Raw genomic sequence first — 18,084 nt, 5'->3', positions numbered from 1 at the left:
CGCCCGCGCCGAGGACCTCGCGGCCCGGCTGCGCGAGAAGGCCGAGCGTGCCCACGAGGTGCAGCTGCGCGAGCTCGGTGCCGTCGTCGGCGCCCATGTCGGGCCGGGGACGATCGCGGTGGCGGTCTCCCCGCGGCCGGGGCCGCCGGTATGACCCACCACGCCCCGGCCGACATCGTGGGCGGCACCGTGGACTGGCGGGCCGGCGAGGCGCTCGGGCAGCTGGCCCTGCTGGCCGGGCTCGTGGTCGCGGCCTTTCTCCTCGGCTCGGTCAACCCGGCGTCCATCGTGGCGAAGGTGCTCGGCAAGGACCTGAGCCACTCCGGCTCGGGGAACCCGGGTGCGACCAACGCGGGCCGCGTGCTCGGCGTGCGCTGGGGAGTGCTGGTCGGCGCGCTCGACATCCTCAAGGGCTTCCTGCCGGTCGTGGTGGTCCAGCAGGTGGTCGGCACGGTGCCCGCCCTGGTCGTCGGCCTCGCGGTCGTGCTCGGCCACATCTGGTCGCCGTTCCTGCGCGGGCAGGGCGGCAAGGGAGTCGCCACCTCGCTGGGGGCGATCCTGGCGGTGCAGCCATGGTTCGCCCTGGTCATGCTGGTGGTGTTCGTGCTGCTGGTCTGGCGCCTGCGCTGGGTGGCAGGGGCGTCGGTGTCGGCCTGTCTGGTGCTGCTGCTCCTCGGCGCGGGCACCTGGCTCGGCTGGATCCCCGGGGGCACCCGCGACACCGGCGCCTGGTGCGTCGTCCTCGCGCTGATCGTGATCTACCGTCACCGCCGCAACATCGAGCTGTGGGTGTCCGCGCGGCGCGGTCCGTCCACACCCTGACGGCCCCTCGCCCCATGGTCCACAGGTCGACGTCGGGACGACCCGGGGTGGACCTGCCACCCCTACCTTCGCGGGTATGCCGTTGCGCCGCCGCCCGCAGGAGCCCTCACCGCGTCTGACCGCGCTGCTGGCCGGCGCCGCAGAGGTGCGCACGGTGGGGCCGGGCGCGGCCGCAGCCGGCGGGGACGGCCAGGCCGTCGGGCCGTGCGGTGCCGCGGAGGACCCACCTCTCCCGTGGCTGCCCGACCGGCAGTGGCTCGAGAGCGGCGCGGGCCTCCGGGGGGCTGGCCGCGACCCCCACCCGTCCTCGCCCCCGCCGGAGTCCCCGCCGTCGTCGCAGTCCTCGCGGTCGTCGCAGTCCTCGCCGTCGTCGCAGTCCTCACCCCCGCCGCAGTCCGCGCCGCAGTCCCCGCCGTCGTCGCAGTCCTCGTCCCGGGCGCCGACCTCGGCGGGCACCGCCCCAGGGAGGCACCGCCGCCCGAGACCGCCCGGGCCTGCGCTGCTGGCCGTGCCGAGGGCGCTGCGCGGCGCGCGGGTGAGCGGTCCAGCAGCGGCCGCCCTCGGACTGGCCCTGGTCGTGCTCGCCGCCGCGCTGGTGTTCGGTGTCCGGGTGGCACTGGCCGCGGCCGCGAGCGCTCCCGAGCCCGTCAGTGTCTCGCCGGCCCGATCTGGCGGGTCCGCGGTCGCGCCGCGCACGACCACACCCGCCGGTTTCAGCACCGGCGCTGCCCGCTCAGCCGGGGCGGCCACGGCGGCCGGCGTGGTCGTCGTCCACGTGGTCGGGCAGGTGCGCCGACCGGGTGTCGTGAGCCTGCCACCCGGCTCCCGTGTCAGCGACGCGCTGGCCCGCGTCGGGGGTGCGCTGCGCTCGGCCGACCTCGCCGCCGTCAACCTGGCGCGGCCGCTCGCCGACGGGGAGCAGCTGCGCATCCCGCGGCCGGGGGAGGCGGTGCCGTCGGGAGGGGCGGTCGGCGGTGGCTCGCCCGGTGGCGTGGGAGCCGGAGCGGGCGGTGGGGGGTCCGGCGGGGCCACAGGCCTGGTCGACCTCAACACCGCCAACCTCGCCGTGCTGGAGGAGCTCCCGGGCGTCGGCCCGGTGCTCGCGCAGCGCATTCTCGACTGGCGCACCGAGCACGGCCGCTTCACCTCGGTCGACGAGCTCGCCGAGGTCAGCGGCATCGGCGAGAAGATGTTCGCCCTGCTCCAGGGCAAGGTCACGGTGTGAGGCGCGGGAGCCGCGTGCCCGACGTGCGCCTGCTCCTCCCCGCCCTCGTGGCCTGGGCCGTCACCGCGAGCACCCTGGGCTGGTCGCCCGGGCTCCGGCTCGGCGGGGCGGCGGCCGCCCTCGCTGCCGGTCTTGCCGTCGTCGGGCTGCCCCGCGGGTCCGCCCGGCTGAGGCGCTGGCTGCCGTCCTGGGTGGCGCTGTCTGCGGCCGCCGCCAGCCTGGCGCTCCTCGCCTCCGGAGCGCAGGCGGTGCACCGCGAGACCGGGCCGGTGGCAGACCTGGCGCGGCAACGGTCGGTGGTGGTGGTCCGCGGCGTGGTGGCGAGCGAGCCGGTGCTGCGCGGCGGGCGAGCCGGCCGCACGGCGGTGCTGCAGGTGTCCGTCAGGGAGGTCACTGCCAAGGGACGGCGCTCGCGGGTCGCCACGCCGGTGCTCGTCATCGGCGATGCCGCCTGGGCGGGGCTTCGCTGGCGGGAGACGGTGGAGGCGCGTGGCCGGCTGGCCAGCGCCGAGCCCGGGGAGCCGGTCGTGGCGACCCTGCGGCCCCTGTCGGCGCCGACGGTGGTGGCCGCGCCCGGCGTGGTGGCGCGCGGCGCGGAGCACCTGCGGGCGGGGCTGCGCTCGGCGGCCAGGCCCCTGCCGGACGACGCCCGGGGGCTGCTGCCGGCGCTGGTCATCGGTGACACCAGCCGCACGCCCGAAGACCTCACCGAGGCCATGCGCGCCACGGGGATGACGCACCTGTCGGCGGTGAGCGGCTCCAACGTCGCCATCGTCCTGGCCGTGGCCCTGGGCGCGGCGGCGGCCCTGGGGCTCGGCCGCCGCCTCCGCCCGTGGTTCGCGCTCGTCGTGCTGGCCGGGTTCGTCGTCCTGGCCCGGCCCGAGCCAAGCGTCATCCGCGCGGCTGCGATGGGGGCCGTCGGGCTGATCGGGCTGAGCCAGTCGCGGCGCGCCGCGGGGCTCCCGGTGCTCTCGGCAGCTGTGCTCGCGCTGCTCGTGGTCGACCCGTGGCTGAGCCGCTCCTACGGCTTCGCCCTCTCCACCCTCGCGACGCTGGGCCTGCTGCTCTTCGTCCGAGACTGGGGCCACGCGATCGGCGCCCGGCTGCCCGGCCGGATCCGGTCGTGGGGGCCTGCCCTGGCCATTCCCGTTGCGGCACAGGCGATGTGCGCGCCCGTGGTCGTGCTGTTGCAGGGCTCGGTCAGCACGGTCGGCGTCGTCGCGAACCTGCTCGCCGCTCCGCTGGTCGCACCAGCCACGGTGACTGGCGTCGCGGCCGCGCTGGTGTCACCCCTGTGGCAGCCCGCCGGCACCGCCCTCTGCTGGGCCGGTGCGCTGCCCGCTCTCGGCATCGCCCGCATCGCACGGGTGTTCGCGCAGGTCCCCGGAGGCACCCTGCCCTGGCCGGACGGGCCGCCGGGGGCGATCCTGCTCGCCGCGGTCACGGCGCTGGTGCTGGTGTCGGCTCCGTGGGCCCTGCACCACACCCGCGCCCGGCCCCTGCTCGCCTGCGCCGTGGTGGTGCTGCTGGCTGCAGGCGCGGTGCCGACGTCACCGGTCACCTGGCCGCCACCCGGCTGGCGCCTCGTGGCCTGCGACGTCGGCCAGGGTGATGCGCTGGTGCTCGCGACGTCGCCGGGTCATGCCGTGCTCGTCGATGCCGGCCCAGAACCGTCGGCGGTCGACGGCTGTCTGCGCCGTCTGCGAGTCGGGGTGCTCGACGCCCTCGTGCTCACCCACTTCCACGCCGACCACGTCGACGGCCTCCCCGGTGCGCTCAACGGCCGGGAGGTGCGCGAGGTGCTGGCCTCCCCGGTGCGAGACCCACCCCACCAGGCGGAGCAGGTCCACCGCGCCGTGCAGGCTCGCGGGATCCCCCTGCGCGAGCTGTATGCCGGCGACCGCCTCACGTGGCCAGGTGTCCGCGCCGAGGTGTGGTGGCCTGCCCGCCGGATCGCGGCGGGCTCGGTGGCCAACAACGCCAGCGTCGTGCTCGCCGTGCACACGGGAGGCGTCGACGCGCTGCTCCTGGGCGACGTCGAGCGCGAGGCCGCGCACGCCATGCTGCTCGCACTGCGACGTGACCCCCGGCTCGCCGCCACCGCGGCGACCCTGGACGTCGTCAAGACGCCGCACCACGGCTCGTCGAACCTCGACGACGGCCTGATGGAGGCCGTGCGGGCTCCGGTGGCCCTGATCAGCGTGGGAGCCGACAACGACTACGGCCACCCGGCGCCCCGGCACCTCGACGTGCTGCGCAGGGGAGGGTACGCCGCCTACCGCACCGACCAGCGCGGGGACATCGCCGTGCTCGCCTCCGGGCAGGGTGCGGGCGGCGGGACGGGCGACGTCACGGGCGACGGCGGCCAGGTGCCGCGGGTGGAGGTCGCGTGGCGCCGCCGGTGACGGCTCAGGTGCTCGCGAGCACCCGCGGCGGGGTCTTCGCGGCCTCGACGAGGGCCTCGATCGTGGCCTGCACGGCCGGCACCCGCTGGAGGTCCGGGGTCGTGACGACCTGAACGTGGCGCCGTGAGGCGGGCTTGATCGTCCGGGTCACGACGTCGCTGTGGTGGGCGGTGCGGAGGATGAGGTCGGGGATCAGTGCCACGCCGAGGCCCTCGGCGACCAGACCGAGCACGGCGACGTAGTCCTCGGTCTCGAAGGCGACGTCGGGGCTGAAGCCCTCGGTGGCGCACATCTGCAGGAGGTGGCCGCGGCACCGGGGGCAACCTGCGATCCAGCTCTCCGACGACAGCGCGGAGAGGTCGACGACCTCCCGGTCGGCCAGCGGGTGGTGCCTCGGGAGCGCCAGGCGCACCTCGTCGTCGAGGAGGTGGTGGGTGACGAAGGCGTCGAGGTCCTCCTCGCCCCGGCCGAGGTCGGTGCCCTCGTAGGCGAACGCCACCGCGAGGTCGCACTCACCGGCGCGCAGGGCCGCCAGGGACTCCGGCGGCTCGGCCTCGGTGAAGCTGACCTTGACCTCGGGGTACCGCTCCTTGACCAGCGCCAGCGCCCGAGGCACCAGGGTCGCCGACGACGACGGGAAGGCCATCAGGCGCACCCGCCCGGCGCGCAGGCCGGCGATGGCGGCGACCTCCTCCTCCGCGGCGTCGAGGGCCGCGAGGACGGCCACTGCGTGGCGCGCCAGCACCTGCCCGGCCTCGGTGAGCCTCACGCTGCGCCCGACCCGCTCGACCAGGACGGTCCCGGTGCGCTGCTCGAGGCGGCGCACCATCTGTGAGATGGCCGGCTGGGAGTAGCCGAGCGCGAGGGCGGCGCCGGTGAAGCTGCCCTCGTCGGCGATGGCCTTCATGACGCGAAGACCGGCGGCGTCGATCATGAGATCAGCATAACCCTGCGTTATCCATGCCGACCGTTGTCGCCGCACGACCGACGGTGAGCCAGGGCGCGAGCCGGGAGGCGTCACGCATACTGGTCGCCATGCGCACCACCACAGCGACGGGCCTCGACGCGTTCGTCGAGCTGCTGGCCGGTGGCGGCGTGCTGGTCCTCTCGGGGGCCGGCCTGAGCACCGAGTCCGGCATCCCCGACTACCGCGGGCCGGACGGCCGGCGCCGGGTGCAGCCCATGCAGTACTCCGAGTTCGTCGGTTCCTCGGCCGCCCGACAGCGCTACTGGGCCCGCAGCTACGTCGGCTGGCAGCGGTTCTCCAGCGCGGGCCCCAACGCAGGGCACCGTGCCGTCGCGGCACTGCAGCGGGCAGGGGTGGTCGGCCCGGTCATCACCCAGAACGTCGACGGCCTGCACCAGGCCGGGGGGGCGGTCGACGTCACCGAGCTGCACGGAGCCCTCGAGCGGGTGGTGTGCCTGACCTGCGGCGACGTCACGAGTCGCTGGCACCTCGACGAGCGGATGCGCCAGGCCAACCCGGGCTACGAGGTGACCAGCGACGAGATCCGCCCCGACGGCGACATCGCCCTGAACGACCTCGACGTCGAGGCCTTCGTCGTCCCGCTGTGCCTCGTGTGCGGTCGCGACACCCTCAAGCCCGACGTGGTCTTCTTCGGTGAGTCCGTCCCGAAACCGTTGGTGGAGAACTGTTTCGGGCTCACCGAGCGGGCGCGCGTGGTGCTCGTCCTCGGGTCCTCCCTCGCCGTGATGTCCGGCTACCGGTTCGTGCGGCGGGCGGCCGCGCGCGGCATACCGGTGGGGATCATCACGCACGGGCCCACGCGAGGCGACGGCGAGGCCACCCACCGCATCGACGCGCCGCTCGGCGCCACGCTGACCGAGCTCACGCGCCGGCTGGCCGCCTAGCCACCAGGACCAGGTCGATCGCGTCGCCGGCGTCGGTGGGGCGGACGACCTCCTCGCACCGCTCGAGATCGAGGTCCCGGGCCGCCGCGTGGAGCTGCTCGACGGTGGTGAGGATCGCCGGGTCCTGCGGGCCGCCCACCCCCTCGGTGAGGTTGCGCAGCGCGTGCCCCACCACGACGATCGCCCCCTCGGGCGCCAGCCATCGGGTCGCCCGGGACAGCACCTCCTCCGGGAGGTGGAGGTAGGCGACCAGGACCAGGTCGTAGAACGTCCCCGGGGGCGGCTCCCAGAGCGTGACGTCCTCGACCACCCACTCGATGGCCGCCTCCAGCCCCTGGCGCCGGGCCTCCTCCGCGCCGCGGGCGACGCCGACCGACGAGAAGTCCACCGCCGTCACCGTCCACCCTGCCTGCGCGAGCCAGATCGCGTGCCGGCCCTCGCCCGCGCCGAGGTCCAGCGCCCGGCCCGGCGGCCACGGGGCGACGATGCGCTCCACCTCGCGGTTGGGCCCAGCGCTCCAGACACGATCCTGCGCGGCATACCGCTCGTCCCACAACCGCTGGCGATCCGTCATGGTCCTAGCATCGCCCCTGTGATCCAGATCCGCGCCGCCCAGGAGCCCGATCTCGCGGCCGTCGCCGAGATCTACAACGTCGAGGTCCTCGGTGGCGTGGGCACCTTCGACACCGAGCCGAAGGGGCCCGAGCACTTCGCCCACCGCCTGCGCCCGGAGCATCCCGGCGACGTGTTCCTGGTCGCTGTCGACGCGGGTTCCGTTGTGGGGTTTGCCTATTCGGGCCCCTTCCGGGCGAGGCCCGCGTATGCCGCCACCCGCGAGACCTCGGTGTACCTCGCCGCCGGGGCGCGCGGCACGGGAGTCGGGCGGGCGCTCTACTCCGAGCTGCTCACCCGCCTCGACGACGCTGGCGTGCACACCCAGGTGGCGGTGGTAGCGCTCCCCAACGACGCCAGCGAGGCGCTCCACCGGGCACTGGGCTTCGAGCGGGTCGGCGTGCTGCGCGAAGTCGGCCGCAAGTTCGGCCGCTACATCGACACGGCCTGGTGGCAGCGGATGCCCTGAGCCCTGGTCACCGCAGGCCCAGGACCGCTGCGACGGTCGGCCACACCAGCTCGGCGAACCGCTGGTGGCCGCTGACGGCGTAGTGCCTCAGGTCCCAGGCCAGGTCTCGTCGCCGGTGCTCGTAGGACGCCAGCGCGCCGCCGTCGGTCCGGCACTGCGGGACCTCGGCGCAGACGCGGCGCACCTCGGCCTCGTAGGCCTGGACCAACCGGGTCTGCCGGGCGACCCCGCCCGGGTCCACCCGCCCGGGCCCCAGGAACAGCGAGCAGGGCTGCGGGCCGCCCAGCCTGCCGGAGGCATCGCTGTCGGAGGCGAGGGCGGCGGCCTGCTCTGCGGGCCTGCCGACGACGGTGACGATCACGACCCGGGTCGTCGGGGAGGCGGAGGTGATGGTGTCCAACGCCTGCCTGACCTCGGCGCCGAAGACCGGGATGCGGCGAGGGTCGCTGCCGTCGCAGGCGATGTCGTTGACGATGGTCTGGACGAGGACCAGTGCCGGAGCAGGCACGCGCGAGAGCGCCGAGGCTGCCTGGCCGGCGAGGGCCGTGGCCCGGGAACCGTTGACCGCGGCGTTGACGACGTGCCCGGCCGTGTCCGGGAGCGAGGCGACCATGCGCTGGTAGATGCTGTTCACCTCCGGGCTGGTCCCCGTGGCCCAGGAGTTCTGCAGGGCGTTCGCCTTCGGGTTCAGGGGATCCGAGTACACGCCCGTGAGTCCCGAGTGCCCGATCGCGACCAGGCCCCTCGGGTGCGCCGGGTCCGCGTCCGGAGCGGGCGCACCCGCTGTCGCCGCGACGGGCGCGGCCACCGCCACGCGAGCCTCCGGAACCGCCTCGCCACCGCAGGCCGCCAGGGCCAGCACGCCCAGTGACAGCGTCGCGACGGCACGGACCGTGCCCATGGTTCCCCCCGGGTGAGCGGTTGGCGTGGGTCCCTCCGACCACGCTAGGCGAGGCTGCCGGCGCCCACCTCCGGCCGGCGACGTAGGCACCCGCTCGGTCGGCAAAGGGGGCAGAACGGGTTTCCCGAACGCGGGTCCGGACCTACCATCGCGAGGAGGTGGACACACGGGGTGAGGTGATCACATGACGGCAGTGCGCGTGGGCCCGTTCGAGAACGACGACGCACTCGACTTCCTCGACGACCTGGAGGAGGCAGAGCCGGAGGAGCGGCCGCAGAAGGTGGTGCGGGCACTGCGCCAGGTGGTCCGGGCGGAGGCGTACATCGAGGCGCCCCTGATGGCGCAGGCCGTGGCGGCTGCCGCCGTGGTCGCGGGCTCGGTCGACCCGGACTGCCTGGGGCGGGAGCGCTTCCGGCCGCGGTGGATCGAGGAGGACCCGCTCGAGGTCGACGACGACCTCGACGAGCTCGCCGCCACGGTGCTGCGCCGGGCGCTGCGCCACGACGACAACGAGTGGTGGGAGCTGTGGGACGAGGCCGACGCCACGGACGAGGTGACCGAGGTGGTCAGCCGCTACCTCGACGTGCTGGGCGACTGAGGGGAGCCACCCGGGCGGGGCAGCGTCAGACGCGCCGCAGGACGGCCGTGACCTTGCCCAGGACCGTGGCGTGGTCGCCGTCGATCGGGTCGAAGGCCGGGTTGTGCGGCAGCAGCCACACCTTGCCGTCCTTGCGCTTGAAGGTCTTGACGGTGGCCTCGTTGTCGAGCATCGCCGCGACGATGTCGCCGTTGTCGGCGGTCGGCTGCTGGCGCACCACGACCCAGTCGCCGTCGCAGATGGCGGCGTCGACCATCGAGTCGCCGACGACCTTGAGCAGGAAGAGCTGCCCCTCGCCCACGATCTGCTTGGGGAGCGGGAAGACGTCCTCGACGGACTCCTCGGCCGTGATGGGCACGCCGGCGGCGATCTGGCCGAGGACCGGGACGTAGGAGGCCTCGGGCCGCTGGTCGTTGATCCCGGTCTCGTCGAACGGCGCGTCGGCGTCGTCGGGCGCCGCGCCGCCGCGGTAGCCGCGCATGTCGGCGGGGGAGTCGGGGGAGACCACCTCGATCGCCCTCGGACGGTTGGGGTCGCGGCGCAGGAAGCCCTTGCGCTCCAGCGACGACAGCTGGTGGGCGACGGAGCTGGGGGAGGTGAGCCCGACGGCCTCGCCGATCTCACGCAGGCTCGGCGGGTAGCCACGGCGGTCGACGGAGTTGCGGATGACCTCGAGGATGCGGCGCTGGCGGACGGTCAGGCCGTCGCCGCGGTCGCGCTCGGGAAGCTCCTTGACGTTGGTGCCGTCGCTCATGCCTCTCCCCATTTCTGCAGGTCAGACGCCGTATGCCGGTGGGCTGGCGGGGCGCTCTCGCTGGGACTGTCGGTGGGACTGTCGGTGGCCTCTGGTGTGCTTCGAGGCATGAGCACAGCCTATGGGGTTCGAACACACTTGCCAAACACGTGTTCGATGCGTGTCTTGAACCTGACCGCGAAGGGTGCTAGAAATCGTACAGACGTTCGATCGAACACCCGTTCGGAGACCTCGGCCCCGCACCCGCGGGGCCCGGAGACGGAGGACACCATGAGTGCAGCAGTCGCCTGGGACCTGACCCCCGCACCGGCCCGCGTGCCGGGCCGGCCGTCCCGCCCGCGGCTCGTCCTCGTCCCGACCGGTGACGCCGTACCGACTCCGGTGGCGGGCCCGCTGCGCATCACCCGAGCCGGTCGCCTGGCCATCACCCTCACCGTCGCCGCGGCGCTGGTCGCGCTGGCCCTGACGGTGTTCGGCGGCGGTGATGCCGCCGCGGTCACGCCCGCCGCGGACCACGCCACCACGGTCCAGGCGGGGCAGACGCTGTCCCAGATCGCGGTCGAGCAGCTGCCGGGGGTGCCGATGTCCGAGGCCGTCGCCCAGATCCAGCTCGCGAACAACCTCCCCAGCACCCACGTCCACGCCGGTCAGACGCTGCTCATCCCCGCTGCGAGCTAGAGCCCACCGCCGACCGTGAGCCGGCGCCAGTGCACACCGCGGGCCTCCAGCCGGCGCACACCGCGGGGCCTCCAGCCGGCGCCGGCGTCGGCGTGCTAGAGGGTGCGAGTCCCCTTGATGTGGCTCCACTTCACGGGATTCGTGATCCCGGCGTTGTTCACCGCGACCTGGTCGACCACGGTCGTCGGCTTCACGCCACCCACTGTGGCCCACGAGGTCACCCGGTAGGCGACGCCGCCCCTCATCTTGTAGATGTGGCCGGTCGTGCCACCGCGCAGGTACGAGCCGTCGCGTGGCTGGTGCGACAGGTGGTTGAAGCGGACCGCTGAGCCGGCCCTGTCGATGGCGACCTGGTCGACGGTCGTGGTGGGGGCGGCGCCGCCGACGTTGGCCATCGTCGAGACGTAGACAGGTGACCCGCCGGCGATCCGGTAGATCTCGCGGCGCTGGGCGCCCCTGATGAGGGTGCCCTCCGGCGGCGTCGCCCGGAGGTGGTTCCACCGGCCCCCGGCGCCCGCCCTGTCGATGGCCACCTGGTCGACGGTCGTGTACGGCTGTGGCCTGCCGAACGCGCTCCAGGTCGAGACGTGGATCGGGGCACCGCCGACGACCCGGTAGACCTCGCCCCGCTGGCCGCCGCGGATGAACGTGCCGTTGGCCGGGAGTGCGGGGAGTGAGGCGAGAGCGGTGCTGCTCAGGAGGTGGGTCGCCTTCGCACCTCCGAACGCAGCCCAGGTCGAGACGAAGACGGGCGCCTGCCCCACGAGCCGGTAGACCTCCCCGGTCTCGCGGACCTTGACGAAGGCCCCGGGCTTGGGCGGCTGGTACCTCATGTCCTTGAAGTGGATGAAGCTGTCGGGCCAGTTGCGGTCGCCCCGGGGGATCCGCCAGCGGTAGGAGCCGCCACTCCACGAGGAGTCCGAGATGGTGATGTAGCTGGAGGTCACCTCCTCCACGTAGCCGACGTGGCCGTAGCTCGGGGCGTACACGCTGCCGTAGTTCCACTGCGCGATGGAGCCGGTGGCGGGCGTGCGGTCGACCCGGAAGCCGCGCCTCTTCGCGTTGGCCGCCCAGCTCCCGCCGTTGCCGAGGCCGCTCTGCTGCGCGACGCCGTTGCGGGCGAGTCGATAGGCGACGTAGTTGGTGCAGTTGTTGCCCGAGCGGTTCACCGGGTAGCCCCAGACAGAGCGGCCCGCGTACCCCGAGAAGGAGATGCAGCTGGTCGACGAGGACCTGCACTCGTAGACGATCGTCGCCGCCTGGGACGGCTGTGGGGCGGTGGCGAGGGCGGTGCCGCCGACGAGGGCGGCGAGGGCAAGGCGTGACCAGGCACGGTGCAGACGAGAGCGCATGACTTCCCGGGGGTAGGGGGCGGCCGCGCGCGGTGGTGCTGGGGGCGAGGCCAGGGCCGCGGACCAGCGTGACTGATTTCCGGGTACGTGTCCGGAGAATGGAGGAATATCACTTCTGTAGTTCCGCTCCGGCCGCTCTGGAGGCCGCGCGAGAGGAGGTGGGCGGATGTTGGAGGCAGCGTTCTGGGGTTTCGTCGGCGGAGCGGCCCTGCTCATCGGAGCCCTGGCCGGCGTCTACCTCTCCGCCTCACTGCGGCTCATCGGGCTGGTCATGGCGTTCGGTTCGGGGGTCCTCATCAGCGCGCTGACCTTCGAGCTGATGCGCGAGGCGTACGACGTCGCGGGCAGCACGGCGGCCATCGCCGGCCTCTTCGCCGGGTCACTCGTCTTCTTCGCCGGCGACTGGCTCATCGACCGGCACGGCGGGCACCGCCGCAAGAGCCCACGGGGCCCCCAGGCGGGAGCGGGCGCGACGGCGCTGGTCCTCGGTGCCCTGCTCGACGGCATACCCGAGAGCGCAGCGATCGGCGTGAGCCTCATCGACGGCGCGGGCGTGAGCGTGGCGGTGGTGGCTGCGGTGTTCCTCTCCAACGTGCCGGAGGCGCTCTCCGCGTCCGCCGGGATGCGCGCCAGCGGACGCAGCACGGGGTACGTCCTCGGTCTGTGGAGTGCGGTGACGGCGGCCTCCACGGCGGCCGCGGCACTCGGCTTCGGCGTTCTCAGCGGCGCGGACCCGGCCCTCACCGGGACGATCCAGGCCTTCGCCGCCGGCGCGATCCTCACCATGCTCGTCGACACGATGGTGCCTGAGGCGGTCGAGCATGCGGGGGCGCTCGTCGGCCTGTTGACCGCCCTCGGCTTCGCCGCGGCGTTCCTGCTGTCCACCGCCTGAGGGGCGTTCGGTCCTGCGCCGCTCGACCCTGCGCCGAGTACGCGAACCGACGGATCGCGGACCGTCGACCTGCGGGCTAGGGTGCGGGCAGGAGGCCGGAGATGGGTGCGCGAAAGACCTTTCTGTCATGGCCGGTGGTGCGACAGCTGCAGACCGGCGACGTCCTGGGGCGTGGTCCCGCCGTGACCTCTGCGCGGACGCGCTCGCAGGTGCCCCGCACCTCGACCGCCGACCGCGTCGTCCAGAGCATCTGCCCGTACTGCGCGGTCGGCTGCGGCCAGCGGGTCTTCGTCAAGGACGAGCGAGTGGTCCAGATCGAGGGCGACCCCGACTCGCCGGTGTCGCGAGGGCGGCTGTGCCCCAAGGGATCTGCCAGCGAGCAGCTGGTCAACAGCCCGGGGCGGCAGACCACGGTGCTCTACCGCCGCCCCCACGGCACGGAGTGGGAGAGCCTCGACCTCGACACCGCGGTGGACATGATCGCGGACAGGTTCGTCGCCAGCCGCCGCAACGGCTGGCAGGACCACGACGAGAAGGGCCGGCCGCTGCGTCGGACGATGGCCATCGCCTCGCTCGGGGGAGCAACCCTCGACAACGAGGAGAACTACCTGATCAAGAAGCTCTTCACGGCGGCCGGCGCGATCCAGATCGAGAACCAGGCCCGCATTTGACACTCAGCCACCGTCCCCAGTCTGGGGGCCTCGTTCGGGCGCGGTGGCGCGACCCAGCACGTGCAGGACCTGTCGAACTCCGACTGCATTGTCATCCAGGGCTCCAACATGGCCGAGTGCCACCCGGTCGCGTACCAGTGGGTGACGGAGGCGAAGCTCAAGGGTGCGAAGGTCATCCACATCGACCCGCGGTTCACTCGCACGTCGGCGACCGCGGACAGGCACGTCCCGATCCGTGCCGGAAGCGACGTGGTCCTCCTCGGTGCGCTGGTCAACCACATCCTCGGCAACGAGCTGTACTTCAGGGAGTACGTGCTCGCGTACACCAACGCCGCGACGCTCATCAGCGAGGACTTCCGTGACACCGAGGACCTCGACGGGCTGTTCTCCGGCTACGACGCCGAGCTCGGCGCGTACGACCTGACCACGTGGGCGTACGACACCGAGCGCGACTGGGACGGCAGGGTCGGCGAGCCGGGTGACGGGGAGCACGGCGCGGAGAAGGCCGAGCGTGCCGCGGGCGACCGCACCGGCGCTGCGGGCGCGCCGCTCGAGCACGCCAGGGTGCTGCGCGACGAGACGCTCGAGCACCCGCGCACGGTCTTCCAGATCCTCAAGCGGCACTACGCCCGCTACACCCCGGAGATGGTGGCCGACACCTGCGGCATCTCCGTCGACGACTTCCACTACATCGCCGACGCGATCACCCGGAACAGCGGCCGGGACCGCACGACCGCCTGGTGCTACTCCGTGGGCTGGACCCAGCACACCCTGGGCGCCCAGTTCATCCGCACGTCCGCGATCATCCAGCTCCTGCTCGGCAACATGGGCCGCCCGGGCGGAGGGAGCATGGCCTTGCGAGGCCACGCCAGCATCCAGGGGTCGACGGACATCCCGACCCTCTACAACATCCTCCCGGGCTACCTCGCGATGCCGGTTGCGGGGGAGCACGACACCTGGGCGGACTACGTCGACAAGATCGGCAGCAGGGCGCAGAAGGGCTTCTGGGCCGACGCCGATGCCTATGCCGTGAGCCTGATGAAGGCGTGGTGGGGCGATGCCGCGACCGCCGGGAACGACTGGGCCTTCGACTACCTGCCCCGCCTCACCGGGGCGCACGGCACCTACCAGACGGTGATGGACATGCTCGACGACAAGGTCGAGGGCTACTTCCTGCTCGGGCAGAACCCCGCCGTCGGCTCCGCCCACGGCCGCCTGCAGCGTCTCGGTCTCGCGCACCTGAAGTGGCTGGTGGTCCGTGACCTCAACATGGTCGAGTCGGCCACCTTCTGGCAGGACGGCCCGGAGATCGCGACCGGTGAGCTGGAGACCGAGAAGATCGCGACCGAGGTGTTCTTCCTGCCGCCGGCCTCGCACGTCGAGAAGTCCGGCACGTTCACCCAGACCCAGCGGCTGCTGCAGTGGCACCACAAGGCGGTCGAGCCGCCGGGCGACTGCCGCAGCGAGCTGCAGTTCTTCCACGACCTCGGCACCCGCGTCCGCGCCCGCCTCGCCGGCAGCACCGACGAGCGCGACCGGCCCCTGCTCGACCTCACCTGGGACTACCCGGTGGACGAGCACGGCGAGCCCGACGCCGAGGCGGTGCTGCGCGAGATCAACGGCTACCACCTCGCCGGGGGGAGGCAGGGCGAGCTGCTGGACCTCTTCACGGAGATGAGGGCCGACGGCTCGACCAGCGGTGGCTGCTGGATCTACTGCGGCGTCTACGCCGGCGGCGTCAACCGCTCCGCCAACCGTCGCCCGGGGCGAGAGCAGGGCCTCACCGCACCCGACTGGGCCTGGGCCTGGCCGGCGAACCGGCGCATCCTCTACAACCGCGCCTCCGCAGACCCCGAGGGCCGGCCGTGGAGCGACCGCAAGGCCTACGTCTGGTGGGACGAGGGGCAGCAGAGGTGGACCGGCGAGGACGTCCCGGACTTCCCCGCGACGACACCGCCGTCCTACCGGCCCGCTCCGGGCGTCGGCGGCCCGGAGGGGATCGCGGGCGACGACCCGTTCATCATGCAGCCCGACGGCAAGGGGTGGCTGTTCGCGCCGACGGGCATGCTCGACGGCCCGCTGCCCACGCACTACGAGCCGCAGGAGTCCCCGGTCGACAACCCGCTCTACCGGCAGCAGGCGAGCCCGGCCCGCCGGGTCTTCCCCCGCAAGGACAACCTGTGGAGTCCCTCGGCAGGGCTGCCGGGCTCCGAGGTGTACCCCTTCGTGTTCACGACCTACCGCCTCACCGAGCACCACACCGCCGGCGGCATGAGCAGGTGGCTGCCCTACCTCGCCGAGCTGCAGCCGGAGTTCTTCTGCGAGGTCTCGCCCGAGCTCGCCGCCGAGCGGGGGCTGGAGAACGGCGGCTGGGCGACCATCGTCTCGGCGCGCGCCGCCGTCGAGGCCCGGGTCCTCGTCACCGAGCGGATGACACCGCTCGTGATCGGGGGCAGGACGATCCACCAGGTCGGGCTGCCCTACCACTGGGGCGTGGGTCGCGACGCCGTCGTCTCCGGTGACGCAGCCAACGACCTCCTCGGCGTCGCCCTCGACCCGAACGTCCAGATCCAGGAGTCCAAGGCCGGCTCGTGCGACATCCGGCCCGGGCGCCGGCCCCGGGGTGAGGCGCTGTTGCGGCTCGTTGAGGAGTACCAGTCGCGGGCCGGCTCGACCCCGGCGACCGGCAACCAGCTCGAGACACCCGAGGAGGATCCCTGATGGGGTTCTGGAACAACCAGCTGTCCGGCCCCACCGACCCGGCCGCGGACGCCGCGTGGGAGCAGCCCGAGCCGCGCAAGGGCTTCTTCACCGACACCTCGATCTGCATCGGCTGCAAGGCGTGCGAGGTGGCCTGCAAGGAGTGGAACGCCATCCCCGAGGACGGCCTCGGCCTGCTCGGCTCCTCCTACGACAACACCGGCGCCCTCGGCGCGAGCACCTGGCGACACGTGGCCTTCATCGAGCAGACCAGCGAGCGCATCCAGGCGGCGCGCGAGTCCGGCCGGCGACTGGTCGACCTCGGTATGCCGGCGATGCGGCCGAGCGCCCCGGCCCCGCCTCCCGGCGTGAACGGCGACCACGCCGGCCCGGTTGCCGGCGACGGGACGGTCCCCGACGTCCGCTGGCTGATGTCGTCCGACGTCTGCAAGCACTGCACGCACGCAGGCTGCCTCGACGTGTGCCCCACCGGCGCGCTGTTCCGCACCGAGTTCGGCACCGTCGTCGTGCAGGACGACGTCTGCAACGGCTGCGGCTACTGCGTGGCGGCCTGCCCGTTCGGCGTCATCGACAGGCGCCCGGGCGACAGCACGGTCAAGAACGCCGGCGTCGCCCAGAAGTGCACGCTCTGCTACGACCGGCTCGGCGACGGCCAGAGCCCGGCGTGCGCGCAGGCCTGCCCCACGACCTCCATCGCTTTCGGCGACCTCGACGAGCTGCGGGCCACCGCGCGGCGGCGCGTGGAGACGTTGCACGCCAACGGTTTCACCGAGGCACGTCTCTACGGCGCCGACCCCCGCGACGGGGTCGGCGGCACGGGCTCGGTCTTCCTCCTGCTCGACGAGCCCGAGGTCTACGGCCTCCCACCCGACCCGCGCGTGCCGACTGCGGACCTTCCCGACATGTTCCGCAAGGCGGGACTCGCCGGGCTGGCGATGCTCGCGATGGCCGCAGCCTCGTTCCTCGGGAGACGCCGATGACCACCAACCCCTTCGACGCCGACCGCCCCCCGGAGCGCGCCCGCGGGGGCCCACGACGGGGCGGCGGCAACGCCGCGCGACGGCGCCGCCGCGACGAGACGGTCATGGTGCCCGACGTCGAGTTCGAGAGCTACTACGGCCGAGGTGTGGTCAAGGTCCCACCGTGGGGGCACGAGATCCCCGCCTACCTCTTCCTCGGCGGCCTGGCAGCCGGCTCCGGGCTGGTCGGCGCTGGGGGTGCGGCCCGGAACCTGCCCGGGCTCCGGCGCGGGGGGCGCCTCGCCGCCCTCGTTGCCGTGGCCCTCGGTGGGGGCGCGCTCGCCAAGGACCTCGGGCGGCCGGACCGAGCGCTGAACATGATGCGCACCGTCAAGCTCACCTCGCCGATGTCGGTCGGCTCGTGGATCCTCGCCGGTTTCGGAGCCTTCGCGGGCCTGTCGGTCGTCACCGAGGCCGGACGCGCGCTGCCGGACCAGGGCTCCCTCCTGGCGAGGGCGCTGCGCGTCGCGGACCCGCCCGCGGCGGTGGGCTCCGCACTGCTCTCCGCGCCCCTCGCGGCCTACACCGCGGTCCTCCTCTCGGACACCGCCGCTCCCACCTGGCACGAGTCGTACCGCGAGCTCCCGTTCGTCTTCGTCGGCTCCGCGAACGCGGCCGCCGCCGGGCTGGCCCTCGTGCTGAGCCCCGCCGACGAGACCGCCCCGGTGCGGGCCATGGCGGCCAGCGGAGCAGCTCTCGAGCTGGGTGCCTGCGAGCTGCTCAAGCGCCGGATGGACCCCCTCCTCGCCGAGCCGCTGCACGAGGGGCGCGCCGGTCGCCTGCTCCGGGTCAGCGAGGTGCTGACGGCGGCCGGGGCGCTGGGGGCAGCGCTGTTCGGCCGCCACCGGAAGGCCGCGGCCGTCAGCGGACTGGCCCTGATGGCGGGCTCGGCCCTGACCCGCTTCGGCATCTTCGAGGCGGGGATGGAGTCCGCGCGCGACCCGAGGTACACCGTGCAGCCACAGCGGGAGCGGCTGGAGAAGCGCCGAGCAGCAGGGGTCACGGACGACTCCATCACCACCGCGAAGTGACAGCACCCTGCCCTGCCCGCGGCGCCGACAGGGGTAGGCCGTCGTGGAAACCGTTGTCGCAC

The 18,084-nt window shown here is 73.6% G+C and carries 17 protein-coding genes; 12 read left to right on the top strand and 5 right to left on the bottom strand.

Annotated features, from left to right (window positions below; genetic code table 11):
* The 4 genes from VIB11_RS09780 to VIB11_RS09765 all read left to right on the top strand — a co-directional run.
* The coding region (locus VIB11_RS09780; protein WP_332030735.1) for a DegV family protein at positions 1–154 on the top strand (154 nt) is incomplete at its 5' end.
* Positions 151–822 (top strand): glycerol-3-phosphate 1-O-acyltransferase PlsY, encoded by a 672-nt coding sequence (plsY, locus tag VIB11_RS09775; RefSeq protein WP_332030730.1) that lies wholly within the window; start codon positions 151–153, stop codon positions 820–822. The genes VIB11_RS09780 and plsY, both read left to right, overlap by 4 nt.
* A gap of 508 nt (positions 823–1,330) precedes the next feature.
* On the top strand, positions 1,331–2,047 hold the full coding sequence (locus VIB11_RS09770; RefSeq protein WP_332030728.1) for a ComEA family DNA-binding protein: 717 nt from the start codon (positions 1,331–1,333) through the stop codon (positions 2,045–2,047).
* Positions 2,044–4,452 (top strand): ComEC/Rec2 family competence protein, encoded by a 2,409-nt coding sequence (locus VIB11_RS09765; RefSeq protein WP_332030726.1) that lies wholly within the window; start codon positions 2,044–2,046, stop codon positions 4,450–4,452. Before VIB11_RS09770 ends, VIB11_RS09765 begins: the two co-directional genes overlap by 4 nt.
* Before the next feature lie 4 nt (positions 4,453–4,456).
* Here the strand turns inward: VIB11_RS09765 and VIB11_RS09760 are convergent, their stop codons facing one another.
* Entirely contained in the window at positions 4,457–5,386 is a 930-nt protein-coding gene (locus tag VIB11_RS09760) for a LysR family transcriptional regulator (protein ID WP_332030724.1), read from the bottom strand.
* Positions 5,387–5,487: 101 nt separating this feature from the next.
* Here VIB11_RS09760 and VIB11_RS09755 point away from each other — a divergent pair, with 101 nt between their 5' ends.
* Positions 5,488–6,324, top strand: coding sequence for a Sir2 family NAD-dependent protein deacetylase (locus VIB11_RS09755; protein ID WP_332030722.1), 837 nt, complete (start codon positions 5,488–5,490; stop codon positions 6,322–6,324).
* Here the strand turns inward: VIB11_RS09755 and VIB11_RS09750 are convergent.
* Complete coding sequence (locus tag VIB11_RS09750) at positions 6,302–6,898, bottom strand: class I SAM-dependent methyltransferase (RefSeq protein WP_332030720.1); 597 nt, start codon at positions 6,896–6,898, stop codon at positions 6,302–6,304. The genes VIB11_RS09755 and VIB11_RS09750 overlap by 23 nt on opposite strands.
* 18 nt (positions 6,899–6,916) lie before the next feature.
* On the opposite strand from VIB11_RS09750, the gene VIB11_RS09745 reads away from it, so the two are divergent.
* Positions 6,917–7,405: an N-acetyltransferase family protein gene (locus VIB11_RS09745; RefSeq protein ID WP_332030719.1), complete on the top strand. Its 489-nt coding sequence runs from the start codon at positions 6,917–6,919 to the stop codon at positions 7,403–7,405.
* A 7-nt stretch (positions 7,406–7,412) separates the two neighbouring features.
* On the opposite strand, the gene VIB11_RS09740 is transcribed toward VIB11_RS09745, so the two are convergent.
* The gene (locus VIB11_RS09740; RefSeq protein WP_332030717.1) at positions 7,413–8,306 is read right to left on the bottom strand and encodes an SGNH/GDSL hydrolase family protein; all 894 of its coding nucleotides are present in this window, start codon (positions 8,304–8,306) and stop codon (positions 7,413–7,415) included.
* Positions 8,307–8,490: 184 nt separating this feature from the next.
* On the opposite strand from VIB11_RS09740, the gene VIB11_RS09735 reads away from it, so the two are divergent.
* The gene (locus VIB11_RS09735) at positions 8,491–8,904 is read left to right on the top strand and encodes a DUF4259 domain-containing protein (protein ID WP_332030715.1); all 414 of its coding nucleotides are present in this window, start codon (positions 8,491–8,493) and stop codon (positions 8,902–8,904) included.
* A gap of 25 nt (positions 8,905–8,929) precedes the next feature.
* Here VIB11_RS09735 and lexA read toward each other — a convergent pair whose 3' ends face one another.
* Positions 8,930–9,658: a transcriptional repressor LexA gene (lexA, locus tag VIB11_RS09730; protein ID WP_332030713.1), complete on the bottom strand. Its 729-nt coding sequence runs from the start codon at positions 9,656–9,658 to the stop codon at positions 8,930–8,932.
* 270 nt (positions 9,659–9,928) lie between these two features.
* Between lexA and VIB11_RS09725 the strand changes: the two genes are divergently transcribed.
* Positions 9,929–10,336 (top strand): LysM peptidoglycan-binding domain-containing protein, encoded by a 408-nt coding sequence (locus VIB11_RS09725; protein ID WP_332030711.1) that lies wholly within the window; start codon positions 9,929–9,931, stop codon positions 10,334–10,336.
* Between the two features lie 95 nt (positions 10,337–10,431).
* Here VIB11_RS09725 and VIB11_RS09720 read toward each other — a convergent pair whose 3' ends face one another.
* Positions 10,432–11,688 carry a CHAP domain-containing protein gene (locus VIB11_RS09720; RefSeq protein ID WP_332030709.1) on the bottom strand — a complete coding sequence of 419 codons (1,257 nt, stop codon included), beginning with the start codon at positions 11,686–11,688 and terminating at the stop codon, positions 10,432–10,434.
* A 166-nt stretch (positions 11,689–11,854) separates the two neighbouring features.
* On the opposite strand from VIB11_RS09720, the gene VIB11_RS09715 reads away from it, so the two are divergent.
* From VIB11_RS09715 to nrfD, 4 genes are all read left to right on the top strand, one after another.
* On the top strand, positions 11,855–12,580 hold the full coding sequence (locus tag VIB11_RS09715) for a ZIP family zinc transporter (protein ID WP_332030707.1): 726 nt from the start codon (positions 11,855–11,857) through the stop codon (positions 12,578–12,580).
* A gap of 101 nt (positions 12,581–12,681) precedes the next feature.
* A complete protein-coding gene (gene fdh / locus VIB11_RS09710) occupies positions 12,682–15,972 on the top strand; it encodes a formate dehydrogenase (RefSeq protein ID WP_332030705.1) in 3,291 nt (1,096 codons plus the stop codon).
* Complete coding sequence (locus VIB11_RS09705; RefSeq protein WP_332030703.1) at positions 15,972–16,952, top strand: 4Fe-4S dicluster domain-containing protein; 981 nt, start codon at positions 15,972–15,974, stop codon at positions 16,950–16,952. The genes fdh and VIB11_RS09705 overlap by 1 nt, the downstream gene beginning before the upstream one ends.
* Positions 16,949–18,022, top strand: a complete 1,074-nt coding sequence (nrfD, locus tag VIB11_RS09700) for an NrfD/PsrC family molybdoenzyme membrane anchor subunit (protein ID WP_332030701.1) — start codon at positions 16,949–16,951, stop codon at positions 18,020–18,022. The genes VIB11_RS09705 and nrfD overlap by 4 nt, the downstream gene beginning before the upstream one ends.
* Positions 18,023–18,084 lie beyond the last annotated feature (62 nt).

The organism is Pedococcus sp., assembly GCF_036554925.1.
In the GTDB taxonomy this organism is placed as follows: Bacteria; Actinomycetota; Actinomycetes; order Actinomycetales; family Dermatophilaceae; genus Pedococcus_A.
The sequence above is the reverse complement of the archived record's forward strand: the minus strand, read 5'-3'. Positions and strand labels throughout refer to the sequence as shown.